Genomic DNA, 6307 nt, shown 5'->3' with positions numbered 1-6307 from the left:
AAAATAAAGAACTACAGTTTTTTAATCTGCGTTCATCTGCGATCATCCGCGTTTCATCAGAGAAAATAATATCTCTGCGCCCTCCGTGTCCTCTGTGGTGAACTGATTCATTTCGGATCAGGTTTGAATTACTGATTCGTATTACTTTTTTAATTCCGTTTTCTCTCCAGTTCTACCGTGATGTCTTTCATCTTCTTCTCACTCAACGGATACATACTGATAAATAGTACACTCAGCACTGTACCTATTGCCGGCAGGAAGCTCAGGAACATTTTAATGCCATGAATCGCTTCGGCACTCTGTACAGCATTGGCCTTGAAACCAAAATAAGCAAGTAACCAACCGGTGATAGCACTACCGATTGCCCAACCGAATTTCTGGCTCATGGAGGAGGAAGAGAATATCAGTCCGGTAGCCCGATTGCCGGTTCTCAACTCAGAATAATCGGCACAGTCGGCGTACATAGACCATAACAGTGGGAAAATGCTTCCGGCACAAATACTAATCAGTATCTGGAAAACGAATATCAGTGCAATGTCTCCCTTTCCAAACCAATAGAAGATGATGCTCAGTACAGTAGCAATCACCATGGCACCCATGTAGGTAGCTTTCTTACCAATACGGTTGCTGAGTGGAGCAGCAAGGACTACCCCTACGATATTGGCAACCTGGCCTACTGCCAGATAAAGCCCACTTAACACAAACGAGACTCCGAAGAAGGAAACAGTAGCATAATCTTCCTCCACAATGAAGTACTTGAAATAGTAAACCGTGGCCCCGTCGCGAACAGAGTTGAAGATCAATGCAGCAATACCTGCACCGAGCAGAATCCACCAGGGTTTATTGTGAAGCAAATCTTTCACATCTTCCTTCAACGGGCTTTGCGCTTCCTTGATAGGTTTCACCCTTTCGCGCGTCAATGCGAAACAGCCATAGAACAGTATCGTACACATGACTGCTATGACTATCACACTCATCATCCAGCCGTGTTGCTCACTGTGTCCCTGGCTAAAGTAATTCACCATCGGCATAAACAGCAACAGAGCTATGAAGCTGCCGATATAGGCAAATGTCATGCGATAAGTAGACAGTGTATTCCGCTCCTTCGGATCAGGACTCATCACTCCCAACAATGAAGCATAAGGCACATTGATAGCAGAATAAATCATCATCATCAGCGAATAAGTGACATAGGCGTATATCAATTTGCCGGTATCACTCAGATCGGGAGTAGTGAACGTCAGTATGCCAATCAGCCCGAAAGGAATGGCAAGAAACAGCAGATAAGGACGGAACTTTCCCCAACGGGAATGAGTACGGTCAGCAATGATTCCCACGATCGGATCGAAAGCCGAATCCCAGGCACGGGTAATGAGAAACATAGTACCGACCACAGCAGCCGGAAGTCCGAAGACATCCGTATAGAATATCATCAGGTAAGAGCCAAACAGTTTCCAGAACATGGACGAAGCCATATCACCGAAACCATAGCCTATTTTTTCTTTAAGTTTTATCATGGTAGAAAAAGAGTAATTAGTGATGAGTGAGTAGTGATTAGTGATAAGCAATTAGTGAGTAGTGATTAGTAGGCTGCGCAATTATACCGCATGGCACTAATCACTCATCACTACTCACTAATCACTATTTTCTTGTTTTTCTCTATCATCCTCTTCAGCGTCTCCACCGAAGCAGAAGAGAAAAAGCCATCCTGCGGTGTATGCAGGCAGTAGTCCACCAACTTATCAATGGTAGATGTAGCTACATGCATACGGGTATCCGAAGAGGCATAATAGATAAACACCGTTCCATCTTCATCAGCAATCCAGCCGTTACTGAACAATACATTCGATACATCACCGATACGCTCTTCACCCTCCGGAGCCATAAAATATCCGGCAGGGGCGGCAATCAGCTTCGTCGGATCTTTCAGATCAGTCATATACATATATAATACATAACGCAATCCGGCAGCACATCCGCGAACCCCATGAGCCAAATGTAACCAGCCTTGCGGGGTCTTTATCGGGTGCGGTCCCTCTCCATTCTTCACCTCTTTAATAGTATGATAATAGCGTTTGTCTATAATAACTTCTTCTTTCACCTCGGCATGCGTCATGTCATCTACCAATGCCCAACCGATACCGCCACCACTTCCGGCATCAATAAATCCATCTTGCGGACGGGTATAAAGTGCATATTTCCCCTCAACGAACTCCGGATGCAACACAACATTACGCTGCTGGCTCTTTGTTTTCAGATCCGGAAGGCGTTCCCAGTTCTTCAAGTCCTTGGTACGGGCGATACCGGCTGTAGCCGTTGCCGACGACAAATCTCCTGCCGGAGCATTATCGTCAGGTCGTTCGGCACAGAAGATACCATATATCCAACCGTCCTCATGAGCGGTAAGGCGCATATCATAAACGTTCGTTGCCGGAACAACATCTTCAGGCATCGTCACCGGATAATCCCAGAAACGGAAATTATCTACTCCGTTAGGACTCTCTGCAACGGCAAAGAACGATTTACGGTCAGCACCTTCCACGCGTACCATCAACAGATACTTTCCGTTCCATTTGATGGCACCGGCATTCATGGTTGCATTCATGCCGATACGCTCCATCAGATAAGGATTCGTCTTCTCATCCAGATCATAACGCCAGAATACCGGCGTATGGGCAGCAGTCAGCACAGGATGTTCATAACGGGTAATAATACCATTTCCACCTTTCATCGGATTGTTTTTGCGGGCGAGGAATTCCTCATGTTCGGCCAGCAAGGTAGCAATTTTGTCTTTAAATAGGCTCATAATCGAAGTCTTTTCTGTTTTATAATTTAGTTTGATAGTTTATTTCGTAACGTACAGTCCATTCACATCACCAACAAAAAGAGTGTTGGGAGCCTGGTAGAATTTCACAAAATCCGCTGCGGATATTTGTCCGGGATAAGGAGCATAATAATGATTATCCCGTTCACGAGCATTACGCCACACCAGTACATAGCTGATTGGATATTTGCTGATAACCGGCATCAGCGTCTTCGTCCACCATGTAGAATCAGGAATTGTTTCAAAACCAGTTTCGGTGATAGCAATAGGTTTATTGTGTACTCTACCTACTTCTGTCAGAATAGCCAGTGATTTGTCCAGTGTCTCCATATACTTCTGACGATCGAACTGATACGTATCAAAACCGATAAGGTCGATGATTTCATCCCCCGGGTAACGCTCCAGATACTCGGTACTATCATTGGGTTCCGAACCGGGAGAGTAGGCATAAAGCAGGTTATTAACACCTTTCTCCTGCATACGGTCATAAGTCATCTTCCACAAAGCTTTATACTGGCTGGTTGTGCAAAGATTCTGCCCCCACCAGAACCAACTCCCGGTATGTTCATGCCACGGACGGAAAAGCACAGGAACTTTCGTGCCATCTGCCCTGGTAAGAGAATTCATAAAAGCGGCTACTTTATCGAGCCAGCCAAGAAACATCTCATGATTCACACCACCGGGAAGGATAGAAGCTACTACCGTAGTATCGCTCACATCCCAGGAGTCTTTACCGGTCAACGGATTGTCAAGATGCCAACTGAGAGAACTCATACCACCCCGGTTATATTGTGCAATGATTTCATTCTTCACTCTCTCAAAAGAAACATTATCCAGATTTCTGTCTCCCCCCAGTTCGATGCGTCCGAGATCGAAGGACATCACAGCAGGATAATCACCACAAACACTTTTTACATCACTGCGATCCGGATCATCCTCCCAGCCGATACCATACACCGGATCATCATGATGCCCGAACATAAATCCTTGTGCAGGTATGCGTTTCAGGTTCTCCAACAGAGCTTCCGTTTCCTGGGTTCGTTCCATTTTCTTTTTGTTTGTATCACACGATGTTATGCCCAAAGCTAAGACCATCGTAGCAATTAAAAGGTTTCTCTTTTTCATATCGGTTCGTATCATTCGTTTCTGTTATTTTACTGTAAAGGTCTCTTTCAGTAACACTTCATCGGCAGAGGAAGGTCCTGCCATCACTATAAACTCGCCAGGCTCCACTCCCCATTTCATCTTCTTATCGTAAAAAGCCAGTTTATCGGGTGTTATAATAAAGTTCACTACTTTACTCTCACCTGCTTTTAATGCAATACGGGCAAAGTCTTTCAACTCCTTCACCGGACGGGTGACACAACTATAAGTATCACGAATGTAAAGCTGTACAATCTCCACTCCGTCACGGTCTCCTGTATTTGTCACCTTCAGGCTGACACCTACACTGCCGTCTTTGCTGATTTCTGTCTCCGTCAGTTTCAGATCTTCATACTTATACGTAGTGTACGATAAGCCGTGTCCGAACGGGTAAAGCGGTGTACTTGGCTGATAGGCTGCATAAGGATGGAAATATTGAGACGGTTTGTGATTATAAATCATTTGTAACTGTCCTACACTCTGCGGGATGGTGATTGCCAGTTTTGCCGAAGGATTCACCTTTCCATACAATATTTCGGCAACAGCTTGTCCACCATACATTCCCGGTGCCCATGCCTCAACAATAGCAGGCAGATGTGTGGCCGCCCATTGTACCCCAAGCGGACGCCCATTGACAAGTACAAGAATAGTCGGCTTGCCCGAAGCAGCCACTTTCTCTATCAACTCATTTTGTAAACCTACCAGACTGATATCCGAACGGTCTGTATCTTCTCCGTCTGTCCGTTCTGTCCACCGGAAGCGCATCATATATTCTCCGGCTACTACAATGTTCAAATCTGCATTCCGGGCACGTGCAGCGGCTTCAGCTACTTTCTTCGGATCCATATTACGTGGATCCCAACCCTGATCTACAAAGTCAAACTTCACACCGGGAGCCACCTGTTGCAAGCCTTCAAGAATGGTCGTTACATTCTCCGGCTTCTCAGGAGCACTCCAATCACCCAGAATATTCTGGTCATCGGCATTGATGCCAGTCACCAATACCCGTTTATATTTGGAAGCATCCAGAGGCAGGATACCTTCATTCTTCAATAACACAATGCCATTACGGGCAGCCTCCAAAGCAGTCTGGCGATGCTCGGGACAAAGCCGGATCTTCATACTCTGCTCTTCATCAGCATACGGATTTTCAAAAAGTCCGAGACGGAACTTTACTTCGAGGATACGACGCACTGATTCATCAATACGCGATTCCGGAATTCGGCCTTCTTTTACCAGTTCCGTTACCATCTCGTTCCAATGAATGCCGTGCATGTGCATATCCATACCGGCCATGATAGATTGATAGAAGGCTTCCTTTAAATTGGGAGCAGTAGCATGCAGATCGTGAATATGTTCAATGTCCATCCAATCGCTCACCACAAATCCGGGGAATTTCCATTCACCCCGAAGTACCTCTGTCATCAGCCATTCATTTTCGTGGCAAGGTATGCCGTTGAGTTCATTGTGAGCTGTCATCAGTGACATGGCTCCCGCATCCACTCCTGCTTTGAAGGGAGGGAAGAACACCTCGCGCAGGGTACGTTCCGAAAGATCGGTTGGCGATCCGTTTGTTCCGTTTATAGGCTGACTCCCTCCTACAAAGTGTTTGATACAAGCCAGCACATCTTCCGGGCTGTCCAGGTTCTGCTGATATCCCTTTACAGTCTGTACCCCTATCTGTGTAACGAGATACGGGTCTTCACCATACGTCTCTCCTACCCGCCCCCAACGGGCATCACGTGCTATTTCCACATTGGGATTGAATGTCCAGTGCATATTCATGGCTCGCATTTCCTTTGCCGTTTCCCGGGCTATGCGACGTGCCATTACCGTATCAAACGAACAGGCGAGATTAATATTGGTGGGATACACCGTATTATCCGGTGCATTGGCATTGCCATGGATAGCATCGATACCAAAAATAACGGGTATTTGCAAACGGCTCTTCATGGCAAATGACTGAAGATAATTGGCTTCTTTCAATGTCAACACATGAAGAAAAGAGCCTATCAATCCTTGTCCGGTCCACTCTTCTATATCCTTTTCCGTAAATCCGGGATAGAAAGCATTGGCCGTATTATTCTTCAAGTCCTCCTCTTTCATCACCGCGCTGTTGGCTTTGATATGTTCCACGCCTACAAACTGATTCATCTGGCCTACCTTCTCTTCCAACGTCATACGACTCAGCAAGTCTTCCACCCGGTCTTTCACAGGTGCCGAAGGATCTTTATATACTTCTCCTTTCCCGCCGGAGCAAGAACTGAGTATCATTCCTATTGCTATTGTCATTATAATATTTCTCATAATTTTATCTTTTGTTCTTCCCACACGAAGAGG

General features: G+C 45.8%; 4 protein-coding genes. All 4 read right to left on the bottom strand.

Annotated elements, in window-relative coordinates; all coding sequences use genetic code 11:
- Positions 1-149: 149 nt before the first annotated feature.
- Entirely contained in the window at positions 150-1517 is a 1368-nt protein-coding gene (locus HCG69_RS19925) for an MFS transporter (RefSeq protein WP_221651471.1), read from the bottom strand.
- A 110-nt stretch (positions 1518-1627) separates the two neighbouring features.
- Positions 1628-2806: a glycoside hydrolase family 130 protein gene (locus HCG69_RS19920; protein WP_221651470.1), complete on the bottom strand. Its 1179-nt coding sequence runs from the start codon at positions 2804-2806 to the stop codon at positions 1628-1630.
- Between the two features lie 39 nt (positions 2807-2845).
- Complete coding sequence (locus tag HCG69_RS19915) at positions 2846-3949, bottom strand: glycoside hydrolase family 26 protein (protein ID WP_221651469.1); 1104 nt, start codon at positions 3947-3949, stop codon at positions 2846-2848.
- Positions 3950-3973: 24 nt separating this feature from the next.
- The gene (locus tag HCG69_RS19910) at positions 3974-6274 is read right to left on the bottom strand and encodes a glycoside hydrolase family 3 N-terminal domain-containing protein (protein WP_221651468.1); all 2301 of its coding nucleotides are present in this window, start codon (positions 6272-6274) and stop codon (positions 3974-3976) included.
- Positions 6275-6307: the final 33 nt, after the last annotated feature.

The sequence above is a fragment of the Bacteroides sp. K03 genome, from assembly GCF_019734355.1.
Lineage (GTDB): Bacteria > Bacteroidota > Bacteroidia > Bacteroidales > Bacteroidaceae > Bacteroides > Bacteroides nordii.
This window is presented reverse-complemented; position numbering and strand designations above follow the sequence as displayed.

Bases quoted from the DNA above. Each gene is read 5' to 3' on its own strand.
- HCG69_RS19925 (WP_221651471.1), bottom strand. From the start codon at position 1,517: ATGATAAAACTTAAAGAAAAAATAGGCTATGGTTTCGGTGATATGGCT.
- HCG69_RS19920 (WP_221651470.1), bottom strand. From the start codon at position 2,806: ATGAGCCTATTTAAAGACAAAATTGCTACCTTGCTGGCCGAACATGAG.
- HCG69_RS19915 (WP_221651469.1), bottom strand. From the start codon at position 3,949: ATGAAAAAGAGAAACCTTTTAATTGCTACGATGGTCTTAGCTTTGGGC.
- HCG69_RS19910 (WP_221651468.1), bottom strand. From the start codon at position 6,274: ATGAGAAATATTATAATGACAATAGCAATAGGAATGATACTCAGTTCT.